The sequence below is a fragment of the Streptomyces sp. NPDC002144 genome, from assembly GCF_053593695.1.
This window is the reverse complement of the sequence record NZ_JBSFDB010000002.1, coordinates 79,048-104,677: the sequence shown is the minus strand read 5'-3', so window position 1 is coordinate 104,677 and position 25,630 is coordinate 79,048. Positions and strand designations below refer to the sequence as shown.

Annotated in this window: 27 protein-coding genes; 12 read left to right on the top strand and 15 right to left on the bottom strand. The window is 71.6% G+C overall.

Translation table 11 applies throughout. From position 1 onward, the window contains the following. Position 1: 1 nt before the first annotated feature. Genes ACWCQ1_RS02915 through ACWCQ1_RS02905 form a run of 3 tightly spaced genes read left to right on the top strand, consistent with a single transcriptional unit; the run spans position 2 to position 2,107 of the window. Positions 2–544: a hypothetical protein gene (locus tag ACWCQ1_RS02915; protein WP_451025703.1), complete on the top strand. Its 543-nt coding sequence runs from the start codon at positions 2–4 to the stop codon at positions 542–544. Then, positions 534–1,526, top strand: a complete 993-nt coding sequence (locus ACWCQ1_RS02910; RefSeq protein ID WP_358602043.1) for a serine/threonine-protein kinase — start codon at positions 534–536, stop codon at positions 1,524–1,526. The genes ACWCQ1_RS02915 and ACWCQ1_RS02910 overlap by 11 nt, the downstream gene beginning before the upstream one ends. A gap of 38 nt (positions 1,527–1,564) precedes the next feature. Then, the gene (locus tag ACWCQ1_RS02905) at positions 1,565–2,107 is read left to right on the top strand and encodes an MOSC domain-containing protein (protein WP_358602046.1); all 543 of its coding nucleotides are present in this window, start codon (positions 1,565–1,567) and stop codon (positions 2,105–2,107) included. Positions 2,108–2,114: 7 nt separating this feature from the next. Here the strand turns inward: ACWCQ1_RS02905 and ACWCQ1_RS02900 are convergent, their stop codons facing one another. Beyond that, complete coding sequence (locus ACWCQ1_RS02900) at positions 2,115–3,383, bottom strand: streptophobe family protein (protein ID WP_451025702.1); 1,269 nt, start codon at positions 3,381–3,383, stop codon at positions 2,115–2,117. 173 nt (positions 3,384–3,556) lie between these two features. Between ACWCQ1_RS02900 and ACWCQ1_RS02895 the strand changes: the two genes are divergently transcribed. Together ACWCQ1_RS02895 and ACWCQ1_RS02890 are read left to right on the top strand one after the other, a co-directional pair. Further along, on the top strand, positions 3,557–4,729 hold the full coding sequence (locus ACWCQ1_RS02895; protein ID WP_358602052.1) for a DUF6777 domain-containing protein: 1,173 nt from the start codon (positions 3,557–3,559) through the stop codon (positions 4,727–4,729). A 106-nt stretch (positions 4,730–4,835) separates the two neighbouring features. Beyond that, on the top strand, positions 4,836–5,291 hold the full coding sequence (locus ACWCQ1_RS02890) for an ATP-binding protein (protein WP_133048660.1): 456 nt from the start codon (positions 4,836–4,838) through the stop codon (positions 5,289–5,291). A gap of 60 nt (positions 5,292–5,351) precedes the next feature. Here ACWCQ1_RS02890 and ACWCQ1_RS02885 read toward each other — a convergent pair whose 3' ends face one another. After that, positions 5,352–6,239: an RNA polymerase sigma factor SigF gene (locus ACWCQ1_RS02885; RefSeq protein WP_451025701.1), complete on the bottom strand. Its 888-nt coding sequence runs from the start codon at positions 6,237–6,239 to the stop codon at positions 5,352–5,354. 114 nt (positions 6,240–6,353) lie between these two features. Continuing rightward, a complete protein-coding gene (locus ACWCQ1_RS02880; RefSeq protein WP_133048757.1) occupies positions 6,354–7,136 on the bottom strand; it encodes a class I SAM-dependent methyltransferase in 783 nt (260 codons plus the stop codon). Between the two features lie 87 nt (positions 7,137–7,223). On the opposite strand from ACWCQ1_RS02880, the gene ACWCQ1_RS02875 reads away from it, so the two are divergent. Further along, entirely contained in the window at positions 7,224–7,640 is a 417-nt protein-coding gene (locus tag ACWCQ1_RS02875; protein WP_133048662.1) for a helix-turn-helix domain-containing protein, read from the top strand. 21 nt (positions 7,641–7,661) lie between these two features. On the opposite strand, the gene ACWCQ1_RS02870 is transcribed toward ACWCQ1_RS02875, so the two are convergent. The 3 genes from ACWCQ1_RS02870 to ACWCQ1_RS02860 form a co-directional block, all read right to left on the bottom strand. Next, on the bottom strand, positions 7,662–8,264 hold the full coding sequence (locus tag ACWCQ1_RS02870) for a ClpP family protease (protein ID WP_358602061.1): 603 nt from the start codon (positions 8,262–8,264) through the stop codon (positions 7,662–7,664). Between the two features lies 1 nt (position 8,265). Next, complete coding sequence (locus ACWCQ1_RS02865; RefSeq protein WP_133048664.1) at positions 8,266–8,904, bottom strand: ATP-dependent Clp protease proteolytic subunit; 639 nt, start codon at positions 8,902–8,904, stop codon at positions 8,266–8,268. Between the two features lie 124 nt (positions 8,905–9,028). Further along, positions 9,029–10,228 (bottom strand): epoxide hydrolase family protein, encoded by a 1,200-nt coding sequence (locus ACWCQ1_RS02860; RefSeq protein ID WP_133048665.1) that lies wholly within the window; start codon positions 10,226–10,228, stop codon positions 9,029–9,031. A 122-nt stretch (positions 10,229–10,350) separates the two neighbouring features. Here ACWCQ1_RS02860 and ACWCQ1_RS02855 point away from each other — a divergent pair, with 122 nt between their 5' ends. After that, positions 10,351–10,833: a VOC family protein gene (locus tag ACWCQ1_RS02855; protein ID WP_451025700.1), complete on the top strand. Its 483-nt coding sequence runs from the start codon at positions 10,351–10,353 to the stop codon at positions 10,831–10,833. Positions 10,834–10,884: 51 nt separating this feature from the next. On the opposite strand, the gene ACWCQ1_RS02850 is transcribed toward ACWCQ1_RS02855, so the two are convergent. The 7 genes from ACWCQ1_RS02850 to ACWCQ1_RS02820 form a co-directional block, all read right to left on the bottom strand. Further along, on the bottom strand, positions 10,885–11,799 hold the full coding sequence (locus ACWCQ1_RS02850; protein WP_451025699.1) for an SGNH/GDSL hydrolase family protein: 915 nt from the start codon (positions 11,797–11,799) through the stop codon (positions 10,885–10,887). 81 nt (positions 11,800–11,880) lie between these two features. Continuing rightward, positions 11,881–13,542: an ATP-binding protein gene (locus ACWCQ1_RS02845; RefSeq protein WP_133048668.1), complete on the bottom strand. Its 1,662-nt coding sequence runs from the start codon at positions 13,540–13,542 to the stop codon at positions 11,881–11,883. Between the two features lie 29 nt (positions 13,543–13,571). Continuing rightward, a complete protein-coding gene (locus tag ACWCQ1_RS02840; RefSeq protein ID WP_133048669.1) occupies positions 13,572–14,246 on the bottom strand; it encodes a response regulator transcription factor in 675 nt (224 codons plus the stop codon). Positions 14,247–14,445: 199 nt separating this feature from the next. Next, a complete protein-coding gene (locus ACWCQ1_RS02835) occupies positions 14,446–15,321 on the bottom strand; it encodes a geranyl diphosphate 2-C-methyltransferase (protein ID WP_358602072.1) in 876 nt (291 codons plus the stop codon). Between the two features lie 44 nt (positions 15,322–15,365). Continuing rightward, the gene (locus tag ACWCQ1_RS02830; protein WP_358602075.1) at positions 15,366–16,415 is read right to left on the bottom strand and encodes a family 2 encapsulin nanocompartment cargo protein terpene cyclase; all 1,050 of its coding nucleotides are present in this window, start codon (positions 16,413–16,415) and stop codon (positions 15,366–15,368) included. 14 nt (positions 16,416–16,429) lie between these two features. Then, entirely contained in the window at positions 16,430–17,860 is a 1,431-nt protein-coding gene (locus tag ACWCQ1_RS02825; RefSeq protein ID WP_358602078.1) for a family 2B encapsulin nanocompartment shell protein, read from the bottom strand. A 236-nt stretch (positions 17,861–18,096) separates the two neighbouring features. Then, a complete protein-coding gene (locus ACWCQ1_RS02820) occupies positions 18,097–19,107 on the bottom strand; it encodes a zinc-binding alcohol dehydrogenase family protein (RefSeq protein WP_358602251.1) in 1,011 nt (336 codons plus the stop codon). 162 nt (positions 19,108–19,269) lie between these two features. Between ACWCQ1_RS02820 and ACWCQ1_RS02815 the strand changes: the two genes are divergently transcribed. Both ACWCQ1_RS02815 and ACWCQ1_RS02810 read left to right on the top strand, forming a co-directional pair. Continuing rightward, positions 19,270–20,067 carry a VOC family protein gene (locus ACWCQ1_RS02815; RefSeq protein WP_358602081.1) on the top strand — a complete coding sequence of 266 codons (798 nt, stop codon included), beginning with the start codon at positions 19,270–19,272 and terminating at the stop codon, positions 20,065–20,067. A 30-nt stretch (positions 20,068–20,097) separates the two neighbouring features. After that, a complete protein-coding gene (locus ACWCQ1_RS02810) occupies positions 20,098–20,799 on the top strand; it encodes a ribonuclease H family protein (RefSeq protein ID WP_133048675.1) in 702 nt (233 codons plus the stop codon). Between the two features lie 9 nt (positions 20,800–20,808). Here the strand turns inward: ACWCQ1_RS02810 and ACWCQ1_RS02805 are convergent, their stop codons facing one another. Continuing rightward, on the bottom strand, positions 20,809–21,261 hold the full coding sequence (locus ACWCQ1_RS02805) for an SRPBCC family protein (protein ID WP_358602084.1): 453 nt from the start codon (positions 21,259–21,261) through the stop codon (positions 20,809–20,811). Between the two features lie 144 nt (positions 21,262–21,405). Between ACWCQ1_RS02805 and ACWCQ1_RS02800 the strand changes: the two genes are divergently transcribed. The 3 genes from ACWCQ1_RS02800 to ACWCQ1_RS02790 all read left to right on the top strand — a co-directional run bounded on the left by ACWCQ1_RS02800 (position 21,406) and on the right by ACWCQ1_RS02790 (position 24,816). After that, the gene (locus ACWCQ1_RS02800) at positions 21,406–22,623 is read left to right on the top strand and encodes an FAD-dependent monooxygenase (protein WP_451025698.1); all 1,218 of its coding nucleotides are present in this window, start codon (positions 21,406–21,408) and stop codon (positions 22,621–22,623) included. 109 nt (positions 22,624–22,732) lie between these two features. Continuing rightward, positions 22,733–24,214 (top strand): MFS transporter, encoded by a 1,482-nt coding sequence (locus tag ACWCQ1_RS02795; RefSeq protein WP_358602090.1) that lies wholly within the window; start codon positions 22,733–22,735, stop codon positions 24,212–24,214. Next, complete coding sequence (locus ACWCQ1_RS02790) at positions 24,211–24,816, top strand: TetR/AcrR family transcriptional regulator (protein WP_358602093.1); 606 nt, start codon at positions 24,211–24,213, stop codon at positions 24,814–24,816. Before ACWCQ1_RS02795 ends, ACWCQ1_RS02790 begins: the two co-directional genes overlap by 4 nt. Here the strand turns inward: ACWCQ1_RS02790 and ACWCQ1_RS02785 are convergent. After that, positions 24,785–25,624: an alpha/beta fold hydrolase gene (locus ACWCQ1_RS02785; protein WP_451025697.1), complete on the bottom strand. Its 840-nt coding sequence runs from the start codon at positions 25,622–25,624 to the stop codon at positions 24,785–24,787. The two genes, ACWCQ1_RS02790 and ACWCQ1_RS02785, sit on opposite strands and share 32 nt — an antisense overlap. Positions 25,625–25,630 lie beyond the last annotated feature (6 nt).

Here is a 25,630-nt window from a genome sequence, read left to right as displayed (position 1 = left end):
TATGACCACGCCCGGATTCCGGCCCACCCACGTCGTCCCCCAGCACGGCATGCCCGCCTGGGAGGCCCCCGACCCCGCCCGGCCCACGATCCCCCTCGACCCCCTGCTGCCCGTGCAGGTGACGGAGCGGCGCGGAGACTGGGCGCACGCCCTGTGCGCCAACGGCTGGTCGGCCTGGGTGGACGGCCGCCTGCTGGTCGCCGTGCCCCAGGACCCGCCGGCCGCCGGCGATCCCCGGGCCCGCACCGCCGACCCGCGCCCCCTGCTCGCCCGCGCCGAACAGGCCCTGGCCCACTACCGGGCCGCCGTCGAGGACCTCGCCGGCGGCATGGACGGGGAGTCCTTCCGCGGCCGTACGCGCGGGCTGCGCGTCGGAGTCGTCGTCGACGGCGAGTCCGTGTGGCTGTACGACACCGAGCAGGGCCGATGGGTGTACGGCGACGGAGCGCGGCTGGCCCCGTACGCCACCGACGACGGACCCGGCGCGGCCGCGGCGGACGCCGGGCACGCACCCACCCAGGTCGTGACGCCCGATGGCTCGTGACACCAGCCTGTTCTCGGGCCGCCCCTCCGAACTCGTCGGCACCAAGGTCGCCGACTACCGCATCGAGCGCGAGATCGGGCGCGGCGGCATGGCCGTCGTCTACCGCGCCCGCGACCTGCGCCTGGACCGTACCGTCGCGCTCAAACTGCTGGCCCCCGAGCTGGCCCGCAACGACACCTTCCGGCTCCGTTTCACCCACGAGTCCCGGGCGGCCGCCGCCATCGACCACCCGCACATCGTGCCGATCTACGAGGCGGGCGAGACGGACGGCGTCCTGTACATCGCGATGCGTTACGTCGAGGGCAGCGACCTGCGGCATGTCCTGGACCGCCGCGGCCCGCTGGCCCCCTCGGTCGCGGTCCGCATCGCCGCGCAGGTCGCCTCCGCGCTGGACGCGGCCCACGAACACGGGCTGGTCCACCGGGACGTGAAGCCCGGCAACATCCTGGTGGCCCGCGGCACCGACAGCGACCACCCGGAGCACAGCTACCTCACCGACTTCGGCCTGACGAAGAAGTCGCTGTCCCTGACCGGCTTCACGACCGTCGGCCAGTTCGTCGGCACCCTCGACTACGTGGCACCCGAGCAGATCTCCGGCCGCCCGGTCGACGGACGCTGCGACGTCTACGGCTTCGCCTGCGTCGTCTACGAGTCCCTCGCGGGCCACCCGCCCTTCCGCCGCGACGACGACATGGCCCTGCTGTGGGCCCACCAGTACGACCAGCCGCCTGCGCTGACGGCCTCCCGCCCCGACCTCGCCCCCCAGGTCGACCCGGTCTTCACCAAGGCCCTCGCCAAGCCGCCCGACGAGCGCCACGCCTCCTGCCTCGCCTTCGTCGCCGATCTGCGCGCGTCCCTGACCGGAAACGCACCGCACCCCCTGACGGAGGTGGACCTGCGGACCGTGCGCGCCCCGGAGGACCACGTCCCACCACCCCCGCACTGGGCCGCCCCGGTGTTCGGGCGTCCGGGCCCGGGTTAGGCTCATGACTGATCGTTACCGACGAGGGGGGTCCGACGATGAGCGGAAGCGTGACGGCGGTCAGCAGCAACGGGGTGTACTCCTTCACCAAGCCGAACCGGGACAGCATCACGCTGCTCGCCGGGCTGGGGGTGGAGGGGGACGTGCACGCCGGGGTGACGGTCAAGCACCGGTCCAGGGTCGCGCAGGACCCCACCCAGCCCAACCTGCGCCAGGTGCATCTCATCCACGAGGAGCTCTTCGCCGAGGTCGGCGAGGCCGGGTTCAAGGTGGCGCCCGGCGAGCTCGGCGAGAACATCACCACGCGCGGCATCGACCTGCTCGGCCTGCCGGTCGGCACCCTGCTGCGCATCGGCGACTCCGCCGTCCTGGAGGTCACCGGTCTGCGCAACCCCTGTCTGCAGATCGACAACTTCCAGGGCGGGCTGCTCAGGCAGGTCGTCGGCAGGGACGAGGCCGGCAAGGTCGTACGCAAGGCCGGGATCATGACCGTCGTGCGGGAAGGGGGCGTGGTGCGTCCCGACGACAGGATCGAGGCGGAACTCCCCAGTGGCCCGCACCGGCCCCTGGACAGGGTCTGACCACACGTCACACGCCTGTGGCGGCACCCCTCCGCCGCACCGGCCTCGCCAGCAGCGCGCCCAGGAACCCGGTCACCAGTCCCCACAGCACCGCCAGCCCCAGCGCGCTCCACACCTGGGGCGTGAGGAACAGGTTCCCGCCCAGACGCCCGCCCAGGTCGCCGATGCCCAGCACCGACAGGCCGTAGTGCGCGGAGATCCGGCCTACCAGGCAGATCATCCAGACCGTGAGCGCGAGGGCGACGGCCATGTGCAGGGCATGCTGCCAGGCGCGCGTCCGGGACGGGGAGCGGGCCGCCATCACGAAGGCCGCGCCCAGCAGCAGCACCGCGTCCACGACGACCAGCCACCACACCCGGCTGTCGTAGTCGGAGAGGGTGCTCAGGTTGAGCGTGGAGACGTCCTTGGTGCGCAGCACCTCGTCGAGGACGTGCGGCATGGGCAGCCCGAACGGCCCCTGCACCCTGCCGTGCCAGGTCGCGCCGAGTCCGAGCGTGAGGGTGAGCCAGGCCAGGTTCGGCATGCCCAGCAGGATCACCGCGAGGGTCTCCACGGCATGCCCGCGGGTTGCTGCGGTCACCAGGCCGATGACGACGCCGAGAGCGACGTACACGAGGAGCAGGGCCACCATCGCGTACGCGGCCGGACGCACCGACTCCTGGAAGCGCAGCAACCGGCCGGGCAGCGGCGCCCCGCGTGAGACCAGCAGGGCCAGCACCAGGACGCCCGCCAGCCACAGCAGGCCGAAGAGCAGCGTTTGCGGTACGTCGGTCTTGAAACCGACCTTCGGTGAGACGTCGAACAGGTCACCGACGTCGCTGAGCGTGCCGTTGCCTAGGGAGAGGGCGAAGGTCTGGCGGGCACCGAAGGCCAGACCGAGCAGGGCGAGCAGCCACAGGACCGCGATCCTGGCCGCCCATCCGGCCAGTTCGGGCGCTCCGGTGACCGCCCGGTGCCGCAGCGGGCGCAGGAAGCCGGCGGCGAGCACGAGCGCACCCGTCAGCGTGACGGACAGCGGGATCACGGTCAGCCCGGCTGAGGACGAGGCGAGTCCGCCCGCGTCCCCGGACAGCTCGATCGTGCCGCCGACGGCCGTGACCACCGTCGCCGCCACCACCCGGGGAAACGCGCCCTGGGGAAGATCCGTCGCTCCGGCCGCCCACAACCCCAGGGCAGCCACGACCCCCATGGCGATCAGCGCGGCCAGCACCGCGGCCAGGGCCTGCACCCAGCCATGACGGGCCACGGTCTGCTGGGAGGCGGTTCGCAGGCTCACGCCTGCCACGCTAAGCAGCACCCGCCCACCCCGCCCGCCGGGAGGGCCGTCCGCGTCGGCTTGCGAGCCGCTCACGACAGATGCAGACAATAGATGTGTAAGTCATGCGAGCGGCTCAATTCGGGGCGAGCCGCTGGAAAACCGCAGGAAACCAACGTCGGGAAGAAGAGCTCGTGAGCGTCGAACCGCCGTCTTCCGGCCGCCCCACAGGACCACCCTCGGGCCCGCTGTCGGGTCCCACCGAGCCACCGTCCGGTCCGCCCTCCGAGCCGCCGCCCGGCAGCAGCGGCAGCGCGCCCACACCGGAACCCCACCGTCCGTGGTGGCGGTCGGCACCACGCGTCGCCCTGCTGACCACCGCCGTCGTCGCGGTCGTGGCCCTGGCGCTCGTGTTCACCCACTCGGGCGGAGGCGGCGGCAAGAAGAGCGGCGAAGTCTTCCTGCAGGCGGCGGACAAGAGCGGCCCCGACCCGTTCACCCCGTCCACCGCCAAGAACAGCTCCACCGCCCCCGTCTCACCCTCCCCGGCCACCGCCTCGGCTCAGTCCAACGCGGTACAGGGGGTGGACGGCGGCGCGCCCGGCCTCTACGGCGGCAGCCGCAACGTCTCCAGCTGCGACGTGGAACAGCAGATCAAGTACCTTCAGGCGACCCCGGCGAAGACCCAGGCCTTCGCCGGCGTCGAGGGCATCGCCCCCTCCCAGGTCCCCGCCTACCTGCGCTCGCTCACACCCGTGCAGCTGCGCATGGACACCCGCGTCACCAACCACGGCTACCGCAACGGCACCGCCACCAACTACCAGGCCGTCCTGCAGGCAGGCACCGCCGTCATGGTCGACGGCCACGGCGTGCCCCGCGTCCGCTGCGCCTGCGGCAATCCGCTCACGCAGCCCGTCGCCCAGCAGGGCGCGTTCAGGCAGGCCGGCGACGCGTGGCCGTCGTACCGCCCCTCGAACACCGTCGTGATCACGCCCGCACCGCAGATCATCAACGTCTTCGTGATCTACGATCCCCACCACAAGGCCTGGATCGGGCGGCACCGCGGAGACACAGGGCACCACGACCGGCCGGTCAAGCCCCCGGCGCGGCCCTCGCCGTCGGTGAGCGTCACCACGCCCACGCCGTCATCGCCGTGTGCCTCCTCGCCGGGCAAGAAGTCCCCCTGCCCACCCAGCTCGAGCGCCCCGTCCTCCCCGTCCTCCCCGTCGTCCTCGTCGCCGAGTTCCGAGTCGCCGTCGTCCGTGCCGCCCACGACCTCGCCGCCGACCTCGGATTCCTCGTCCCTCGAGCCGCCCTCGAGCTCACTGAGTTCCTTGTCGTCGCCGGGCACATCACCGGCGCTCTGAGTGGAAGCGGACACATCGGGCCGCGACGGGGACTGCGAAGCGCGGCTCGGGGTACGAGCACTGGTGCAGCAGCGTCCGGCCGGTCCGGCTTCCGAGAGAGAAACGCATGAACGACCATGTGGGCGGAGCAGTGGTGGCAACTGGTTTCGATGTACCGGTGGAACCCCTCCGACGGGCGGCCCACTACACCGGTGAACCGGGGTGCATCGCCGAGGCCAGGGCCTTCGCCGCGCACTTCGTGGGCCGGCTGAGAACGGAGTGGTGCGCCGAGATCGGGTCACGCGCCGAGGAGGAGGTCCTGCTCGTGGTGAGCGAGCTGGTCACCAACGCCGACCGGCACAGCAACGGCCCCTACATCCTGGAGCTGGAGGGTACGGACACCTTTGTGACGGTGTGCGTGTGCGACAGCAGCGCGGCCCTGCCGCGCCGTTTCCCGCGCGACCCCGAGCGGATCGGTCGGCACGGCCTGGAGATAGTCCACGCGCTCGCCAAGGGGATGTCCGTCGAACGGGTGCCGGTGGGCAAGCGCGTCTCGGCCGTGGTGGCGCTGAGCGCCGAGTGAGTGCGTCGGCCGACCGCTGCGGGCAATCACGGCGCGGTCGGCCGACTTCGTGCGGGTACCTCAGGCGCAGCCGAGTTCGCCCAGCATGCCCTCGCGCAGCCGCGCGATGATCCGCTTGATCAGGCGGGACACATGCATCTGCGAGCAGCCGAGCCGCTCGCCGATCTCCGCCTGGGTGGCCTCCTCCACGAACCGCATGTGGATGATCTGCCGGTCGCGCTCGCCGAGTTCGGCCATGAGCGGGGCCAGCGACTGGAAGTCCTCGACGAGCCGCAGCCCGTCTTCCTCGACGCCGAGGAAGTCGGCCAGCACCGCCTCGCCGCCCTCCGGTCCGTCGCCGGTGAGCGCGGCGTCCAGGGAGGAGGAGTTGTACCCGTTGGCGGCGATCTGCGCCTCGACGACCTCGTTCTCGGAGATGTTCATCAGCGTGGCCAGCTCGGCGGTCGTGGGATCGCGGTCCAGCCGGCTGGCGAGTTCCTCGCGCGCCTTGGCGAGCTCCACGCGCAGTTCCTGCAGCCGCCGCGGCACGTGCACGGCCCAGGTGGTGTCGCGGAAGAACCGCTTGATCTCGCCGACGATGTAAGGCAGCGCGAAGGACGTGAACTCCACCTCGCGGGACAGCTCGAACCGGTCGATCGCCTTGATCAGACCGATCATGCCGGTCTGGACGAGGTCCTCCATGTCGTCGCCGCGCCCGCGGAACCGTCCGGCGGCGAACCGCACCAGCGACATGTTCATCTCGATGAGGGTGTTACGGGCGTACTGGTACTCCTGCGTACCCTCCTCCAGCTCCGCGAGCCGCTGGAAGAACTGGCGGGACAGCTCTCGTGCGTCGCGCGGTGCCACGGACCGGGGCTCGACGATGCCCGGAAGCGGCCCGTCACCCGTGGCGGTCCCGGCGGCCTCGGCTGTGACCTGCGCCTTCGACCGATTCACGGCGGTATTCATTTCCTCTCCCACGGAAGTCGGGGTCCGATGGTGTGTTCTACCTCGGGTCCTCGGGATGCGGGTACCCCGGGTTCGGCGGACCATGCCCCCCACGGATCCGGGTGGCGGAAAATATCACTCCGGGGTCCGGGCGGCCACGACGAGTTCGTGGAGATAACGCTTGGTGACGGTCCCGCCGAACCGGGTGTCGATCAGCTGCCGCAGAGACGCCAGCAGGCCCTGGCGGGCGGTGTCGTCGAGTGCCCGGTGGCCCGAATAGGTCAGCAGGACGTCGATGTACTGGTCGGCGGTGTAGGTGATGTCCTGGGTGACGCGGACCGGCACCGGCGTCTCGAACAGGTCGGATTCGTTCAGCTGGGCGGTCTCCGCGAAGACGATCTCGGACGCCGGCTGCAGGCGCAGCCCGGGCGGGGTGGCCGGGTCCCAGCGTTCGTAGCACTCCTGGGCCAGCCGGAAGAACTCCTCCGTTCCGCCCGCGACGTGGTCGGTGAGGATCAGGGCCAGCCGCCCGCCGGGCCGCAGCGCCCGCGCCGACTTCACCAGCCGGACCGCCGGGTCGATCCAGTGGAACGCGGTGGCGCACACCACCAGGTCGAACGGCTCGTCCGGCAGCTCCCAGCGCTCGAAGTCCGCCACCCGCACGTCCACCCGGGGAAAGCCGCGCAGGCGTCGCCGGGCCACCTGTGCCATGGCGTCCCCGAGTTCCACCGCCGTGATGAGGCAGCCCGACTCGGCCAGCGGAAGCGTGAGTTGACCGGTGCCCGGACCGATCTCCAGCACCCGGCCGGCCGGGCCGAGGTCTGCGGCGCGCGTCAACTCCGCGACGAGCGAGGCCGGATAGCGCGGACGTGCCCGGTCGTACAGCTCGGCGACCTCGTTGAACGTCTCCCGCAGCACCATCGTCGTGCCCTCCGCTCCTGGGATTCCACCCAGGGCAGAATGCCGGTCTCTTCCCATCGGGGCGATCGAATTTAGTCTGAGGGGGTGAGCAGCCAAGCGCCGAACGAAGCCCGTGTCATTCCCCTGCGCCGTCCGCAGGCCGAACGTCCCGCAGCCTCGCCGCCGCGTGAGGCGGCCCCGGCGGCCCCCGCGCCCAGGGAGCCGCTCTGGCGTGACCTGGTCGGGGACGTCCTGCGGCGCGAGCGCCTCGCGCAGGAGCGCACCCTCAAGGACGTGGCGGACGCCGCCCGGATCTCCATGCCGTACCTCTCCGAGGTGGAGCGGGGCCGCAAGGAGGCCTCCTCCGAGGTCCTCGCGGCCGCCGCCCACGCCCTGGGCCTGGGCCTCGGCGACCTGCTGTCGCTGGCGCAGGGCGAGCTCACCCGGACCGGCGGCCGCCGGCACGGCCGGAGCGCGGCCACGCCCGCCTCGCCGCACAACGGACTGTGCCTGGCCGCCTGACCGCGGCAGCGATCCGGCGCCTCAGACCGCCACCAGGCGCCGGCTCAGCACCTCGTCGGCCAGGCCGTAGGCCACCGCCTCCTCGGCCGTGAAGACCTTGTCGCGGTCCATGTCCGCGCGCAGGGTCGTGATGTCGTGGTGGGTGTGGCGCGCGAGCACCTCCTCGATCTGCGAGCGGATCCGCACCATCTCCTTGGCCTGCAGGGACAGATCGGAGACCGTGCCCTGCCGGCCGCCGCTGGCAGGCTGCCCCAGCAGCACCCGCGCGTGCTCCAGCACGAACCGCCGCCCCGGATCGCCGCCCGCCAGCAGGACGGCCGCCGTGGAGGCCGCCTGGCCGACGCAGAACGTCGAGATCGGCGCCTGGACGAACGTCATCGTGTCGTAGATCGCCATCAGCGAAGTGACCAAGCCGCCCGGGGAGTTGATGTAGATCGCGATCTCGTGCTCGGGGGCCGCCGACTCCAGGTGCAGGAGTTGCGCGATGACGACGTTGGCGACGCCGTCGTCGATCTCGGTGCCGAGGAAGATGATCCGTTCCGACAGCAGCCGGCTGAACACGTCGGAGGAGCGCTCGCCGTGCGCGGTCCGCTCGACGACGTACGGAATCGTGTAGTTCCCCATGTCACAGCCCCATCCGTCGCCTGGAGGCGGCCGGGCGGACGTCCGCGAGGGAGTCCAGGACCCGGTCCACCATGCCGTACTCCCTGGCCTCCTCGGCCGTGAACCAGCGGTCGCGGTCGCCGTCGCGGGAGATGGTCTCCGGGCTCTGCCCGGTGTGCTCGGCGGTGATCCGCTCGATGGTCCGTTTGGTGTGCTCCAGGTTCTCCGCCTGGATCTCGATGTCGGCGGTGGTGCCGCCGATCCCGGCCGACGGCTGATGCATCATGATCCGCGCGTTGGGCAGCGCGTACCGCTTGCCCGTCGCGCCGACGCTGAGCAGGAACTGGCCCATGCTGGCCGCGAAGCCCATGGCGAGCGTGGAGACGTCGTTCGGGATCAGCCGCATGGTGTCGTAGATGGCGAGACCGGCGTGGACCGAGCCGCCGGGGCTGTTGATGTAGAGGCTGATGTCGGTGCGCGGGTCCTCCGCGGACAGCAGGAGCAGCTGGGCGCAGACCCGGTTGGCGGAGATCTCGTCGACCTGGGTGCCGAGGAAGACGATGCGCTGCCCGAGCAGTTGGGCGGCGAGATGGTCGTCGAAGCGGCTGGGCGGGGTGTCGCCCTCCTCGGCGCGGGGCGCGAGCGGGGTGAGTGGAGTCATCGGTTCTCCTGTCGAATGGTGATGCCGTCGCATCGTGATGGCGTCGACTCCACTCTTGGCCCGGTTCGGTGCCCCGATGCGGTTTCTCTGCCCGCGGCAGATTCGCCACGGGCAGAGCCCGCCCTCAGCCCTTCTCGCGCAGCTGCCGGAAGAACGCCCGCACATCGCCGACCAGCAGGTCGGGCTCCTCCATCGCCGCGAAGTGCCCGCCGCGGTCGAACTCCGTCCAGCGCACCAGGTTCTCGGTGCGTTCCGCCTTGTGCCGCAGCGGGATCTGGGGTTCGGCCGGGAACAGGGCGAGTGCGGTGGGGGCGGTCGACGGCTCGGTCTGCAGGGCGACCCGGCCGGTGGCGTGGGCGCGTTCGTAGTAGATGCGGGCCGCGGAGCCGGCGGTCCCGGTCAGCCAGTAGAGCATCACGTTGGTGAGCAGCCGGTCCCGGTCCACGGCCTCCTCCGGCAACAGCTGGGAGTCCGTCCACTCGTGGAACTTCTCGACGATCCAGGCGAGTTGGCCAACGGGGGAGTCCGTGAGCGCGTAGGCCACGGTCTGCGGCCGGGTGGCCTGCAGGACGGCGTACCCGGTGCCCTCGCGCGACCACTCGCTCCACCGGCGCCACGACAGCAGCGCCCGCTCCTGTTCCTCGGTGCCCAGCTCGTCCAGCTCCTCCTGTGTGGGCTCGGTGAGCTGCTGAGCCCCCGGCAGCAGATTGAGGTGGACGCCGATCACCCGGTCCGGGTGGGCACGCCCCAGTTCCCGGGAGATCGCCGCGCCCCAGTCGCCGCCCTGCGCGCCGAAGCGCTCGTAGCCCAGGCGGCGCATCAGCTCGGCCCAGGCGTCCGCGACCCGGCCCGCCTCCCAGCCGGTGTCCGTGGGCGGCCCGGACAGCCCGAACCCGGGAATGCCGGGGACGACGACATGGAAGGCGTCGGCCGGGTCGCCGCCGTGCGCGGCCGGGTCGGCGAGCGGGCCCACCACGTCCAGGAACTCCACGATCGATCCCGGCCAGCCGTGCGTGATGATCAGCGGGGTGGCGTCCGGTTCGGGGGAGCGGACGTGCGCGAAGTGCACGGTCGAGCCGTCGATGGTGGTGGTGAACTGCGGCCACCGGTTCAGCTGCGCCTCGGCGGCCCGCCAGTCGTAGCTGTGGCGCCAGTAGTGGACCAGCTCGCGGAGGTAGTCGGACGGCACGCCGTACGCCCATCCGGTGCCCGGCAGCTCGTCCGGCCAGCGGGTGCGGTCGAGGCGGTCGTGCAGGTCGTCGAGGTCGCGCCGCGGGATGTCCAGGCGGAAGGGGCGGATCGTGTCCGTGGGGGATGACGTCATGTGCGGAGCCTAGGCGGGGGCGGCGGCGGGACCATATGGATTAATCGGCCGCCCCACCGATGAGTTCCGCCGCCAGGATCGGTCGGTAGAGGTGACAGCGTTCCACGCCCCAGGAGGAGCCCATGACCACCGACGGATTCACCACCTGTCTCTGGTTCGACGGACAGGCCGAGGAGGCCGCGCACCACTACGTCTCGATCTTCAAGAACTCCAGCATCGGCCGCGTCGGCCGCAACGTCGAAGGGGGAGCGGGCCCGGTCGGCTCCGTGCTGGCGGTGGAGTTCACCGCCAACGGCCAGAAGTTCGTGGCGCTCAACGGCGGGCCCCAGTTCACGTTCAACGAGTCGGTCTCCTTCCAGATCTTCTGCAAGGACCAGGAGGAGATCGACTACTACTGGACCAAGCTCACCGAGGGCGGCGGCGAGCCCGGCCCCTGCGGCTGGCTCAAGGACAGGTACGGCCTGTCCTGGCAGGTCGTCCCGGACAAGCTGATCGACATGATCAGCGACCCGGACCAGGAGAAGGCCTCCCGCACCACCAAGGCGTTCATGGCGATGTCCAAGTTCGACATCGCGGCCCTGGAGAAGGCCTACGCCGGCGAGTGACGGCCCGTCCGGCTGCTGCCGCCGTGGGCGCGCGGGGTCACTGGCCGGTGGTCAGTGCCCCGCTGCCTGCTGCGCGATCACCCGGGTGACCTCGCGGGCCATGCGCAGGATGCCGGGGGAGCGGACCGGGCACGGCTTCGGGGTGGACGTCGTGGGGACCAGGCAGAAGTGCAGGTAGTCCGAGCTCAGGTGGAGGGCGGTACGGTCCTGGTCCGGCTGGGTGCAGTAGCCGGGGTGCGCGTGCTCGTAGGCGGTGCACGGCAGGTACTGCGCCCAGGTGTAGCGGCCGCCCGCCGGGCTGACCGTCGCGCCCGCGTCGGCTACCAGGTCGTGGGAGGCGGCGGCCTGCTGCTCGTACATCTCGTTGACGCGGCGCACCCGGTCCGGGGTGATCGGATCCGGTCCCTGCTGCACCCACACGATTCTCGGGCGTTTCGCCCCGCCCGCGTCCGCGATCTGCTCGGTGAGTCTGCGCAGGTCGGCGCGGTAGCGGGTGAAGTACCGCTGCCGCGAGGCGTTGTAGGTGATGCCGTCCATGCACCATGTGTAGCCCCAGGCGTTGCCCCAGAACTGCATCACCACATAGTCCGGATGCCGTGCCCGCACCAGCGCGGCGGCCTTGTCGGCGTCCGGCACGAGCGAGCGCGCCCCGGTGCCCTCCAGGTAGTCGCAGAGTGTGGTGCCCGAGTACGGAGCACTGGTGTAGGTCGCGTTCAGGTCCGTGCGCAGCTGCTGCCCGAGGACGTTCTGGGCCTCCATCGCCAGCGAGTCGCCGAGGTACAGCACCTTGGGGGCCACGGCCGGGCGGCCGGGGGAGGCCGGGGCCCGCTGGTGCGTCGTGGTGGCACTCGCGCCCGGCACGGCGGGGGAGGGCGGCGGGGCCTGCGGGGCGGACGACGGGTCGGTGCACCCGCCGAGCAGCAGCGCGCCGACCAGCGACACCCCCACGAACCACGGTTTCCGCATGCAGCAACTCCCGCCCCGGCAACCGAAAACGGTTCCCCAGGCAAGCACAGGAGGGCGCAAGGGGGAAGACACGGGGTGAGTTCAGGACTGGCCGAGCCGTTCGAGGAGGTCCAGCAGCTCGGCGAGCGGCAGTGGTTTGGCCAGGTGGGCGTCGAAACCGGCCGCCCGGGACAGGGCGCGGTCGGTGCCCCGGCTGAACCCGGACACCGCGATCAGGCGCAATCGGTCCCCGCCCGGCCTGGCACGCAGGGTACGGGCGACCTGGTAGCCGTCCATGTCCGGCAGCCCCAGATCGCACAGGACGGCGTCGAAGGGCTCGTTCCCGGTGGCGGCGAGGGCGTCCGCGCCGGTGTGCACGGCGGTGACCCGGTGGCCCTGGCGTTCCAGCAGGGTGCGGTAGGTGGCGGCCAGGTCCGCGTTGTCCTCGACGATCAGCAGGGACAGACGGCCGGGTGCCGCACGGGTGGCCGGGGTGCGCGTCGGCCGGGGGGCCGTCACCTCGGTGGTCGGCAGCCGTACCGTGAACGCCGCGCCCTTGCCGGGGCCGTCGCTGTGGGCGCCGATCCGGCCGCCGTGCAGCTCCACCACCGTGCGCGCCACCGCGAGCCCCAGTCCCAGGCCCTCCGGGGTGTCGGGGCCGGCCGGGGCGGCCCGCATGAACACCCCGAACAGTTCCTCCGCCTGTTCGGGGGCGAAGCCGATGCCGTCGTCGCGGACGGTGAGCAGGGCCGTGCCGTCCTCGGCCTCCAGGCCCACCTCGGTGTGTCCGCCGGGGCGGGTGTACTTCAGCGCGTTGGACAGGAGATTGGTCAGCACCTGGGCCAGCCGCAGCCGGTCGCCGTCGATCATCACCGGCTCGGGCGGCACGACGACGCCCAGGGTGCGGCCCTCGTGTCCGAACACGCCCCGGATGTCGGCACACGCCCCGTCCACGACCGAGCGCAGGTCGACCGGGTCGCGCACCAGCTCCAGACGTCCGGTCACCGCCCGGGTGCCGTCCAGCAGGTCGTTGCTCATCCGCGCCAGCGTGCCCAGCTGCCGCTCCAGGACCGACAGCGCCGGATGGCCGCCGGGCAGGTCGAGGGCGAGCAGCTCGGTGGCGGCGGTGGCGGCGGCGAGCGGGTTGCGCAGTTCGTGCGAGAGGGTGGCGATGAACCGGTCCTTGGCCCGCTGCTCCTCCCGCAACCGGCGTCCGGCGGCGTCGAGTTCGGCGTTGGCCCGGCTGAGCTGCTCGTTGACCTCGCGGATCTCCCGGGCCCGGACGAACAGGTCGATCTCCATGCCCTCGGCCCGCATCTGCGCCTCGGCGACGGCCCGCCGCTGCTCGCGCCCGACCCGGCGCAGATGCACGAAGTCCGTGACGTCCTCGACCCGGTGGATGATGTGGACGACCCGGCCGTCGTCGTCCAGGACCGGTGCGTTGACCGGGCTCCAGTAGCGCTCGGCGAAGACGCCCTCCTCGCCGGTGGGGATGTCGTAGCGCTGCAGCGCCATCGTGTCCGTACGGCCGCTCGCCACCACCGTCTCCAGCGAGCGCCGCAGATTGGCCACGCCGTCGGCCGAGGGGTCGTCCGGATTGTCGGGGAAGACCTCGAAGATCGGCCGCCCCACGATGTCCCGCTGCGTCCGTGTCGCCGTCAGATACGCGCGGTTGACCTCGACGATGGTGAAGTCGGGGCTCAGGACGAGCAGCGGGGACAGCGTGGCGTCGAACAGGCGCCGGTAGTCCGGGGCGTCGGGCATGGTCGGACCTCCGGGCCGAGGCGGGTCACTCACAGGTCGAGGCGGTAGCCGTAGCCGCGGACGGTCGTGATCCGCGGGACGGGGGCGGGCATCGCCGCGAGCTTGCCGCGCAGCCGGTACACGTGCTCGACCACGGTCGCCGGCTGCTGCCAGGACGAGCCCCAGATCCGCTCCAGCAGCTGCTCCGCCGAGAAGACCCGGCCGGGCGCCTGGGCCAGCATCTCCAACAGGGCGTACTCCTTGGGGCGCAGCGTCAGCGTCATGCCGTCGACGGAGGCCTGGCGGCCCGCGCTGTCGATGAGCAGGGAGCCGACGCGGAGCACGGTGGGCGCGTCGGGCGGCTGCGTGCGGCGCAGCACCGCGTGGATACGGGCCACCAGTTCCCGTTGTGAGAACGGTTTCACCAGGTAGTCGTCGGCGCCGATCTCCAGCCCCGCCACCCGGTCCGCCTCCGCGCCGCGTCCGCTGACCACGATGACCGGCAGCCGGCTGGTGGAGCGCAGCGCACGCAGCAGCTCGAGGCCGCTGCCGTCGGGCAGCCCCAGGTCGAGGACGGCGAGGTCGATGCCGCCCTCGTGCAGAGCGGCCTTGCCGGCGCGCGCGTCCATGGCCCAGGTGACGGTGAAGCCCGCGCGCTCCAGATAGGAACGGCACATCAGTGCGAAGTCGGGGTCGTCCTCGATCAGCGCGAGATGCGGTCGCATAACGCATCACCCGGACTGTCTGCCGCCCGCTCGTTGTGCAGCTCATGAGCGGGCGTTGATGCCCCGACCATGTGGCGAAGGTAGAACAGGACAAGCCCACGGTTCAAGGGGGAGCCGCCCGGGGGGAGTTCCGGCGCGGGCTCGTGCGGTGCGGGGATGTGTGTCACCACCGCCGCACGGGCCCGCGCCGGGACGCGGATCAGACGCGGTCCGCGGCGATCAGCAGGTACTGGAAGCTCCCGTTGCGGTACGCGGACAGGAACGTGTCCTCGATGCCGGTGACCAGGTGTTCCGCCTCGCGGCGCAGTTCCCAGTAGGGGATGGTGTCGGCGGTCAGGTCCTGGACGTGGACCGGGACCAGACGGTGGCGGGCCATCGCCCGGAAGTACTCCGAGCGCGGGTGGACGTCGCAGATGTAGTGGGCGTTGATCAGGGACACCTCGCGCGAGGCACGCCCGTAGGTGTCGTTGTAGCAGCCGGTGATCACGACGTAGCGTCCGCCGCGGCGCAGCAGCCGCGCGTGCTCCGCGAACAGCAGGTCCAGTTCGACGTACATGGTCGACTCGTTGTTCCACGACGCGGCGTAGGCGCCGGTCTCGAAACCGGTGTCGAGCATGTTGCGGTGGTGGTAGCGCACTCTGCCGTCGATGCCCCGCTTGCGGGCCTGTTCGCTCGCGAAGGCGGCCTGCTTGGCGGAGATGGTCACGCCGTCGGCGTGGCAGCCGTAGCGCAGGTTCGCCACCACGCTGCCGCCGCCGCGTCCGCAGCCGGCGTCGAAGACCCGGTCGTCCGGGGTGAGCGGGCCGAGATGGGCCGCGAGGAGTTCGGCCTGGGCGTGTTCCAGCCGGTGCAGTTCGGCGGTGATCCGCTGACGGCGCAGCGCCGGGTCGCGCTCGTCGAGCACGGTGTGGTCCGCGGCGCCGACGCCGTAGTGGTGGTGATAGAGGTCGTCGAGCTTGCCCAGTTCGAGATTGACCGGGTTCTCCTCGGCGTTCCAGTAGTCCGCCACGCGGTTCTGGTACGTGGACTGGGTCGGCAGCGGGACGTTCCTGGTGTCGGCGGGGGCGATGGTCAACGGTGACTCCTCGTGGTGGTGCTGATGGTTCATCGGGGTGGCGCCTACCAGTAGTCGGGAAGGTGGTAGCGGTGGGTGTTGGTGGCGTGCCACTCGTGGTTGCCGGCCACCCAGTCGGACAGGCTCCGGGCGTAGCGCTCCACGAGCGGTGAGGTGGCGGACAGAACGGCCGACTCGTCCTCGAACGCGGTCATGATCTCGTTGTGGATGTCGACGGCCCTGAGATAGGCGGCCTTCAGCCCGCATCGCTCGTTGGCGGCGACGACCTGCGGCAGGTTGAGGTGGTCGGGGTCGCCGGCCAGCTCCTTGGTGAAGGAGTACAGGTCGTTGACGATGGTCGTGGCGTTGCAGGCGAGCGCGGTGATCCGCTGGATCTCCGGGCGGGCGTAGACGGCTTCCGGCAGTTCGTAGCCGTCCACCGCGTCGACGATGGACAGACAGGGGCGGAAGTTGTTGAACTGCCGCATCACCAGGTACTCCCAGACCCGCGGCACGTGCCGGGTCTCCATCCAGGCGGCCTCCGCGAGGTAGCCCAGGTGGAGGCGGGCGATGTCGTGGACGAAGCGGTCGCTCTGGCTGGGGGTGGCGAAGGCGGCGAAGTCCTTCATGGCCCAGTGGTAGGAGCGCAGCGGGCCGTCGGCCTGGACGCCCTCGCGCCACTCGGCCTCCAGGGCCGGCGTGCCGTGGTACGGGTCGATCGCCGACTGGGCCAGGATCAGCGGCCCGCCGAGTCCGCGGCGTGCTCCGCCGCGGCCCTCGTCCTCCTCGCAGTAGCAGCTGTCGACGAGGTTCTCGGCGAGCAGCAGCTGCCCGGCCACGGTCAGCCGGTCCAGGTCGGCCGCCTCAGGATGCTGGAGTACGACGGCCCGGCCGAACTGGAACCCGGAGAAGTCCCCCTTCCAGGCGGCCGGGAACAGCTCCAGGCCGCGGGCCCAGGCCTCCAGTCTGCGGTCGATCTCCGCCGCCTTCTCGGGGTCGGCGGGGGCGGCCGGCCGGTACTTGAGCCCGGGGATCGCGCCGCCGCGCCGGGTGCGCACGGTGCGGGCCAGGTTCGGCGGTCCCGGCAGGGACGGGACGGACGTGGGGGTGCTCATCGCGTGCTCCACCCTCAGTCGGCCGTCCGGCCGATCTGGACGTTCTCCAGGATCCCCGCCGCGTCCGGCACGAGGATGGCGAGCGAGTAGTAGGCGGTGACCAGGTAGCTGATGATCGCGGCCGCGTCGATCCCCATGAACCGCACGTTCAGGCCCGGCTGGTACTCCTCCGGGATGCCGGTCTGGAACAGGCCGATCACGCCCTGGTCGGACTCGCCGGTGCGCAGCGCGATGATGCTGCTGGTGTGCCGGTCGCTGACCGGGATCTTGTTGCAGGGCAGGATCGGCACCCCGCGCCAGGCGGGGATCTCGTGCCCCTCGACGGTCGCCGTGCCCGGTACCAGTCCGCGGCGGTTGCACTGGCGGAAGAAGGCGGCGATCGCCTTGGGATGGGCGAGGAACACCTTGGTCTTGCGGCGCATGGCCAGCAGCTCGTCCATGTCGTCCGGTGTCGGCGGCCCGGTGAAGGTGCTGACGCGCTGTCCGTAGTCGACGTTGTGCAGCAGCCCGAACTCCCGGTTGTTGACCAGCTCCCACTCCTGGCGCTCGCGGATCTCCTCGATGGTCAGGCGCAGTTGCTGCTCGGTCTGGTTCATCGGGTCGTTGTAGAGGTCGGCGACCCGGGTGTGCACCCGCAGCACGGTCTGGGTGAGCGACAGCTCGTACTCGCGCGGAGCGAGGTCGTAGTTGACGAATCCTCCGGGCAGCGTCGGTTCGCCCACGTGACCCGCCTGGACGGGGACGTCGGCCTCGCCCTTGCGGTTCATCGGCAGCTTCTGCCGCTCGGCGAACGCCTGGAGATGGGCGGCCAGCGACGGCACCCGGTCGGTGAGCTCGGTGACGACGTCCCAGGGCAGCGCCAGCAGCACGCCCGCCGTCTCCGCGCGTACCGAGCTGAGCCAGAGCGGGTCCGACTGGCCGATGGCCTCGTCGCCCATCTGGTCGCCGTCGGTGACGACTCCGGTGATCTCCTCCTCGCCGTACTTGCCGGCCGTGTACCGGGTGAACCTGCCGTGCACCACCAGATAGGCCTCGGTGACCGGCTGGCCGGCCTCGAACAGCACCTGTCCGGCGCGGACCTCGCGGACCCGGAAGCGGGTTGCGACCTCCTTGAGGACATCGATGTCGGAGTAGCCGCGCAGCACCGGCAGTTCGGTGAGCGTCTCGGGGATGACCTTGATGTCGTTGGCGCCGTTCTGCTCGAACTGCACCCGGCCGCGCCCGATCTTCAGCTGGAGGCGCCGGTTGACCCGGTAGGTGCCGCCCCGGACGTCCACCCACGGCAGCGCCTTCAGCAGCCAGCGCGAGCTGATGGCCTGCATCTGCGGTTCGGACTTGGTGGTCGTGGTGAGCCGGCGCGCCGCCTGGGTGCTGAGGCTGGTGAGCTGCGGTTCGCCGGGATCGTCGGGGGCGGGGTTGTCGGTGGCGCTTTCGGGGACGGACACATTCCCTCCCTGAACAGGGGTGTGCTCAGTGGTCGTTGAGAAAGGACGAGAGAGCGGTGGCTGACAGGAACGCACCGCGTGTACAAGCCAACAGGGAGGACGGTGGCCTCGGTACGGCGTGCGGGGGGCGTTTCCCCGGAGCGGAGGGGCACATACCGCTCCCTGTCCCGCGCCGGTTCGTCGCACGTGATCGCGCGCCGGGCGTGCAAGCCGTGCGGCCCCTCCAGAGGAGGCGTTCAGGAAAGGTCGTTGACCAGAACCGCGGCTCCGTCGAACCGCCCCGCCTTCAGGTCCCGCAGGGCCTGGTCGGCCCGCGTCAGGGGATAGGTGTGGGTGGTGGCGCGCACACCGTGCCGGGCGGCCAGGGCGAGGAACTCCCGGCCGTCCGCACGGGTGTTGGAGGTGACGCTGCGCATCTGCTTCTCGTAGAAGAGGTCGGTCTCGTAGTGCAGCGGCGGGGTGTCGCTGAGGTGGATGCCCGCGACGGAGAGGGTGCCGCCGCGGTCCAGGGCCCGCAGCGCGACCGGGACCAGGTCGCCGACCGGGGCGAACAGGATCGCGCTGTCCAGCGGCTCGGGCGGCATCGCGTACGCGTCGCGTGCGGAGGCGGCGCCGAGTTCCAGTGCCAGTCGCTGTGCCGTGCTCCCTCGGGTCAGGACGTGCACGGTGGCGCCCTCGGCCAGGGCGAGTTGCGCGCACAGATGGGCGCTGCCCCCGAAGCCGTACAGTCCGAGCCGTCCGCCCGGCGGCAGCGCGGCCCGGCGCAACGCGCGGTATCCGATGATGCCCGCGCACAGCAGCGGCGCGAGCGCCACGTCGTCGAGGGCGCCGGGCAGCCGGTGGGCGAAGGAGGCGGGCACGGTCGTGTACTGCGCGTAGCCGCCGTCGGCGTCCCAGCCGGTGTAGCGCGAGGCCGGGCAGAGGTTCTCGGCGCCGCGCCCGCAGTAGGCGCAGGTGCCGTCCGTACGCCGCAGCCAGGCCACGCCGACGCGGTCACCGGCGGCGAAGCCCTCGACCGCCGCTCCGAGCCCGGCGACGACGCCCACGACCTCGTGCCCCGGGGTCACCCCGGCCCGGTGCACGGGCAGATCGCCCTCGGCGACATGCAGATCGGTGCGGCACACCCCGCACGCGCGCACGTGCACGAGCAGTTCGTCGTCGGCGGGCTTCGGAACCGGTTTCTCGACGAACCGGAGACCCCCCTCCTCCTCGACCGGCCCCGGGGTCACCACCGACCACGCGCGCATCGTCCCGTCCGTCATCCCGCACCCCGTCCGTCACCTCGACAGCCCGCCGGAAGCCTCCCCGACCAGTCTGGAACGGACTGAGGCGTTCGGCGCGCGCTTCGACCGGCGGATGGCTAGCGTGAGGAAACGGACCATCCGCCTATTCGGGAAAGGGCCGCTGTCATGGCCGTACAACCTGAGGGAACCCCCTGCTGGGCCGACGCGATGTTCGGTGACGTCGAGGGAGCCAAGAGCTTCTACGGAGATGTCCTCGGCTGGACCTTCGGCGAGGCGTCGTCGGAGTACGGCAACTACACCCAGGCCTACGCGGACGGCAAGGCGGTCGCCGCCGTCGTACCGCCGATGCCCGGCCAGGAAGGCCAGTCGCAGTGGTGCCTGTACTTCGCCTCCGCGGACGCCGCCGCGACGGCCGCCAGGATCCGGGAGAACGGCGGCGAGGTGCTGATGGAGCCGATGCAGGTAGGCGAGTTCGGCACCATGTGCATCGCCCGTGAGCCCAGCGGCGCGGTCTTCGGCCTCTGGCAGGGCGGCACCCACGAGGGCTTCGAGGCGACCGCGGTACCGGGCGCCTACGGCTGGGCCGAGGTCTTCACCCGGGACCCGGAGCGGACGGACGCCTTCTTCAGCGCGGTCTTCCCGTACACGGCCCAGCAGATCGTCGACGACGCGGTCGACTTCCGCATGTTCAACCTCGGCGACAACACGGTCCTGGGCCGTATGCGGATGGGCGACGAGTTCCCGCCGGAGATCCCCTCCTATGTCAACCTCTACTTCGTCGTCCCCGACTGCGACGACGCCGTCGCCAAGGCGACCAAGCTCGGCGGAGTCCTGCGCTTCGGTCCCATGGACAGCCCCTACGGCAGGTTCGCGGCCCTCAGCGACCCGCAGGGGGCGAGCTTCTCGGTGATCGACCTCACGCGCACCGCGGGCGAGATGCCGCGGACCGAGGACGTCTCCTAGAGGGTGCCGGGAGGCCCTGTCCGCCGTGGCATGATCGAGCCCATGCGTGAACGTGTGGTGGCCGCCTGCGACGGGGCCTCGAAGGGAAACCCGGGACCTGCGGGCTGGGCGTGGGTGGTCTCCGACGACTCCGAGGTCCCGGCCCGCTGGGAGGCCGGGCCGCTGGGCCGGGCCACCAACAACGTCGCCGAACTCACCGCGCTGGAACGCCTGTTGACGTCGACCGACCCGGGGGTTCCGCTCGAGGTCCGGATGGACTCCCAGTACGCCATGAAGGCGGTCACCACCTGGCTGCCCGGCTGGAAGCGCAACGGGTGGAAGACGGCGGCCGGCAAACCGGTCGCCAACCAGGACCTGGTGGTGCGCATCGACGAGCTGCTCCAGGGCCGCACGGTCGACTTCCGCTATGTGCCGGCCCACCAGGTCGACGGCGACCCGCTCAACGACTTCGCCGACCGGGCCGCGAGCCAGGCGGCGACCATGCAGGAGCCGGCGGGCAGCGCACTCGGCTCACCGGAGCCGCCGCCCTCGCCGGACACCCCGAAAAAGGCCGCCGCCCCGCGCCGGAAGCCCGGTGGGGCCCGGCAGGGCGGCGGCTCGTCGTCCCGCACGATCAAGGCGAAGTTCCCCGGCCGTTGCCTGTGCGGCCGGTCCTACGCGGCCGGGGAGCCGATCACCAAGAACGCGCAGGGCTGGGGGCATCCGGAGTGCCGTACGGCGGAAGCCGGTTAGCGGGCGGGGTCAGACGACCACGCCGCGCCACTCGCCGGTCTCCCGGCCGCGCTCCTCGATGAATTGCTTGAAGCGCTCCAGGTCGCCCTTGGTCTGCCGCTTCACGAACCCGAGCTTGTCGCCGACCTTTTCGGTGATGCTGTCGGGCTGGAACTCCATCTGCAGCATGACCTTGGTGTGGGTGTCGTCGAGGCGGTGGAAGGTCACCACCCCGGCCTGCTTGGCCTCCCCGGAGACCGTGGTCCAGGCGACCCGCTCGTCCGGGATCTGCTCGGTGATCTCCGCGTCGAACTCCCGGTGAACCCCGTTCACACTGGTCACCCAGTGGGTGAGCGTGTCGGTGCGCTGCTCGATGCGCTCCACGGCGTTCATGAACTCCGGGAACGTCTCGAACTGCGTCCACTGGTTGTAGGCGGTGTGCACCGGGACGCCGACCTCGATGGATTCCTCGACCTGCGACACGGGTGAAACCCCTCCTTCGTTCTCAGACGGTTGCGTGCGGGCCGGGTACCCGTGACCTGCGCGGCGAACCTCCCGTTGAACAGCCGTCCATCGACGTCCTGCTACTGTGCGTCGCAAGCTGCAAACTCTGAGTAATTTCTAGGGGTGTGCGTGAAGGTCGCCTGCGTCGGCGGCGGGCCCGCCGGCCTTTATCTCTCGATCCTGCTGAAGCGGCAGGACCCGTCCCACGACATCACCGTCCACGAGCGCGATCCGGAGGGCTCCACCTACGGCTGGGGAGTGACCTACTGGCGCGGACTGCTCGACAAGCTCCACGAACACGACCCCGAATCGGCCCGTGCCCTGGAGCAGCACTCCGTGAGCTGGAACGAGGGCGTGGCCCGCGTGCGCGACGCGGAGACCCGGCACCCCGGCGACGAGGGCTTCGGCATCGGACGCCACCGGCTGCTGGAGATCCTCTCCGCGCGTGCCCGCTCCCTCGGCGTCCGGCTGGAGTTCGAGCACGAGATCACCGACACCAACCTGCCCGTCGCCGACCTGGTCGTCGCCGGTGACGGCGTCCACAGCGCCCTGCGCACCCGGCACGCCGACGATTTCGGCACCGAGATCCGGGCCGGCCGCAACCGCTACATCTGGCTCGGCACCACCAAGGTCTTCGACTCCTTCACCTTCGCCTTCGTCGAGACCGACCACGGCTGGATCTGGTGCTACGGCTACGGCTTCAGCCCCGAACGCAGCACCTGCGTCGTCGAGTGCGCCCCCGAGACCTTCAGCGGCCTCGGCCTCGACACCGCGGGCGAGGCCGACGGGCTCGCGCTGCTGGAGAAGCTCTTCGCCGACGTCCTGGACAGTCACCCCCTCATCGGGCGCTCCTCGGCCGACGGCAGCGCCCAGTGGCTGACCTTCCGCACCCTCACCAACCGCACCTGGTCCCGCGGCAACCTCGTCCTCATGGGGGACGCCGCCCACACCACCCACTACTCGATCGGCGCCGGCACCACCCTCGCCCTGGAGGACGCCATCGCCCTGGCCGGCGCCCTGCGCACGCACACCGGGCTCCCGTCCGCCCTCGCCCACTACGAACGCGAACGGAAGGCGCAGCTGCTCTCCATCCAGAGCGCGGCACGCTACAGCGCCCAGTGGTACGAGAACCTGCCGCGCTACATCGGCCTGCCCCCGCAGCAGATGTTCGCCCTGCTCGGCCAGCGCCACTCGCCCCTGCTGCCGTACGTCCCGCCCCAGCTCTACTACCGCCTCGACAGGGCGGCCGGACAGCTGGAGGCGCTGCGCCGGTTCAAGCGCTGGCTCGGGCCGAAGGTCGCCCGGACCGTCCACGCGCGGGCGCTGGCCTCCCGGAAGTAGCGGCGCCTCAGCGGCCGCATGCGGAAAAGCCTTGGGTGAATGGCTATTCACCGGCTATGGTGAATAGCCATTCACCGTTTCTTTTCCGCGGCCACACACTGGAGTACGCATGGGCCAGCCAGTACCGATAGCCGAGCCCTCCACGGCGAGGGCCCTGCGGGACCGGCTCACGATCCCGGTGCTGGCGTTCGGCGGCATCCTCATGGCCGTCATGCAGACGGTGGTCGTGCCGCTGCTGCCGGACCTTCCCCGCCTCACCCACTCCTCGGCGGGCGCGGTCTCCTGGACGGTCACGGCCACCCTGCTGGCCGGAGCCGTTCTCACCCCGGTCCTCGGCCGCGCCGGCGACATGTACGGCAAGCGCAGGGTGCTGACGGCGGCGCTCGGCCTGATGACGGTCGGCTCGGTGATGTGCGCCCTGTCCTCCGACATCGCCGTACTGATCACGGCCCGTGCCCTGCAGGGCGCCGCCGCCTCCGTCGTGCCGCTGTCGATCAGCATCCTGCGCGACGAACTGCCCCCCGAGCGCCGGGGCTCCGCGGTGGCCCTGATGAGCTCCACCGTCGGCATCGGCGCCGCCCTGGGCCTGCCGCTGGCCGCGCTGGTCGTGCAGTACGCCGACTGGCACACCATGTTCTGGCTGACCAGCGCCCTGGGCGCGCTCGGCGTGACGGCGGTGTGGTGGGCGGTCAGGGAGTCGCCGGTGCGCGAGCCGGGCCGGTTCGACGTGGCGGGCGCCCTGGGCCTGGCGGCCGGGCTGGTCTGCCTGCTGCTCGGGGTCTCCCAGGGCGGTCAGTGGGGTTGGGGGAGCGCACGGGTCCTGGGCCTGTTCGCCGGCTCCGTCGTCATCATGGTGCTGTGGTGGTGGCAGCAGCTGCGCGCCGAACGGCCGCTGGTCGACCTGCGGCTGGTCTCCCGGCCCCGGGTGGGTCTGTCCCATGTGGCGGCCCTGCTCACCGGATTCGCGTTCTACGCCAACTCCCTGGTGACCGCCCAGCTGGTCCAGGCGCCCAAGGCGACCGGTTACGGCCTCGGGCTCTCGATCGTGCAGACCGGTCTGTGCCTGCTGCCCGGCGGCGTCACCATGCTGCTGTTCTCGCCCGTCTCGGCCCGCATCTCCACGGCGCGCGGCCCGCGGATCACGCTCGCGCTCGGCGCCGCGGTCATCGCCTGCGGCTATGTGGTGCGGATCGCCGACAGCCGCGACCTGTGGATGATCATCCTGGGGGCGACGGTGGTGTCGATCGGCACCACCCTCGCCTACTCGGCCCTGCCCACCCTGATCCTGCGTGCCGTGCCGGCCGAGCAGACCGCCTCCGCCAACGGCGTCAACGTCCTGATGCGCACCATCGGCCAGGCCACCTCCAGCGCCGCGGTCGCCGCCGTCCTGGTGCACCACACCAGCCCGGTCGGCGGGCTGCCGGTGCCGACCCTGCACGGCTACCTGATGGCGTTCGCAATGGCGGGCGCGATCGCGCTGGCCGCCGCCGCGACGGCGCTGACCATCCCGGGCGACTCCGCCGACGACGGGACCCGCCGGGCCCGCGGCCGCACCCGGGGCTCACGGGACGAGGCGCTGGAGGGAGCATGAGTGCCGTGAGCACTCCCCCCACCGCCTCCGCTCCCGCCCGCCGTGATGCCGAGGCCACCAAGGCGGCCATCCTCAAGGCCGCCCGCCATCTGCTGGCCCGGCACGCGCACGCCGACATCACACTGAAGGCGGTCGCCGAACGCGCCGGTGTCAGCCCGCCGTTGATCCTGAAGTACTTCGGCAACAAGGACGCCCTGTTCGCCCGGGTGATGTCCTTCGAGGCCGACGCGGACGCCCTGCTGGACGCCCCGCTGGAGGACCTGGGCCGGCACATGGTCCGGCTGGTCCTGTTCGGCCAGTCACGGCAGGGCGCCGACCCGCTGCTGCGGATCGTGTTCGCGCCCCTGCACGGCGAACAGGGCGACATCCTGCGCGCCAACTTCCGCACCCAGGTCACCGAGCGCCTCACCGCCCGCCTCACCGGCCCCGACGCGGGCCTGCGCGCCGAACTCGCCGTCGCCGCCCTGCTCGGCCTCGGCGTGATCTACGGCATCGCCCGTGGCACCCACGTCCGGGCGGCGGACCTGGACGACGTGGTCGCCCGGTACGCCCCCGTCGTACAGCAGCACCTCACGCCAGGAACCCCGCCGTCGCGGCCGTGAACACCTGCGGATCGTCGAGCCACGGGAAGTGCCCGGCGCCGGACACCTCGACGAACTCGGCCTTCGGGAAGAGGGCGGCGAGCCCGGAGACGGCGGGGGAGGGGGAGTTGAGATCGACCTGCCCCGCCAGGACGAGCGTCGGTGCGGTCCACCCGGCCAGGGCCGTGCGCGTGGCGTCCGGGTCGAAGGCGCCGTCCGCGGCGAAGACGGACGCGGCCTGCTGGTTCTTCTGGGCGGCTCCGGCGGCGTGGTGGGCGCGTGCCGTCTCGTCCCAACGGCCGTACAGGAAGGGCGCGATGGCGTCCCAGCTGTCGGCCGTCGCGCGTCCGGCCGTGATGTCCCGCAGGGCGGCGAAGGCGACCGGGAACCACGGCTCGTCCTGCCTGAGCCGGGCGGTGCGGCGCCGGATCTCCGGCGGGACCGTGATGCCGACGGCGGACATGCTCGGTGTCACCAGCACCAGCCTGGCGACGCGGTCCGGGTGCCGGGTGGCGTACAGCAGGGCCGGGTTGGTGCCGGCGGAGTGGCCGAGGAGGTCCACGGTGTCGAGACCGAGGTGTTCGCGCAGGGCCTCCACGTCGTCGACCAGACGGTCGCAGCGGTAGGTGGCCGGGTCCTCGGGCACGGCGGACTCACCGGTGCCGCGGAAGTCCAGCAGCACCAGTCGGCGGTGCGCGGACAGGCCGCCGAGGTCGCCCAGATAGGTGGACGCCTGCATCGGGCCGCCCGGCAGACAGATCAGCGGCGGGCCCTCCCCGCGGACGTGGTAGGCGAGTTCGGTCCCGTCGGGCGCGGTGAAGGCAGGCATGATCGC